Origin of the sequence: Flagellimonas olearia (assembly GCF_009184425.1) — a bacterium.
GTDB lineage: Bacteria > Bacteroidota > Bacteroidia > Flavobacteriales > Flavobacteriaceae > Flagellimonas > Flagellimonas olearia.
This window is the reverse complement of sequence record NZ_WELG01000096.1, coordinates 1-370: the sequence shown is the minus strand read 5'-3', so window position 1 is coordinate 370 and position 370 is coordinate 1. Positions and strand designations below refer to the sequence as shown.

The 370-nt window shown below is 57.8% G+C and carries 1 protein-coding gene; it reads right to left on the bottom strand.

The features are described 5' to 3' along the window. Positions 1–36: 36 nt before the first annotated feature. Positions 37–370: class I SAM-dependent methyltransferase (locus F8C76_RS19350; RefSeq protein ID WP_152132957.1), on the bottom strand; the 334-nt coding region annotated here is incomplete at its 5' end.

Here is a 370-nt window from a genome sequence, read left to right as displayed (position 1 = left end):
CCAACTTTTAACGTTGAGCTTTTTTGTTGCGCCTCTTCAGGGCCGCAGCAATCGCCCTTCGTATAGCTCGCCAGCAAAGGCGGGCAGTTTGGGGTGGCGATGCTGGCGGGCAGTATCGGCCTGGAAGCCCGCGCGCTGGAAAATGCGCGCGGTATCACGGGTGAGCTGGCAGCCGCAAGCTAACGGTTTCCAGGCCGGATTCAAGGTTTTCTGTAGGCGCTGTATCCAAGGACGTTCGCTGAGAACATGCTCTAGCGATAGCAGACTGCCGCCTGGCTTAAGGACGCGGAACGCTTCCTGCGCGGCCTGATTCGGATCCGGGATGGTGCAGAACACTAGGCAGGCAATCACGGTATCAAAATGTTGATCA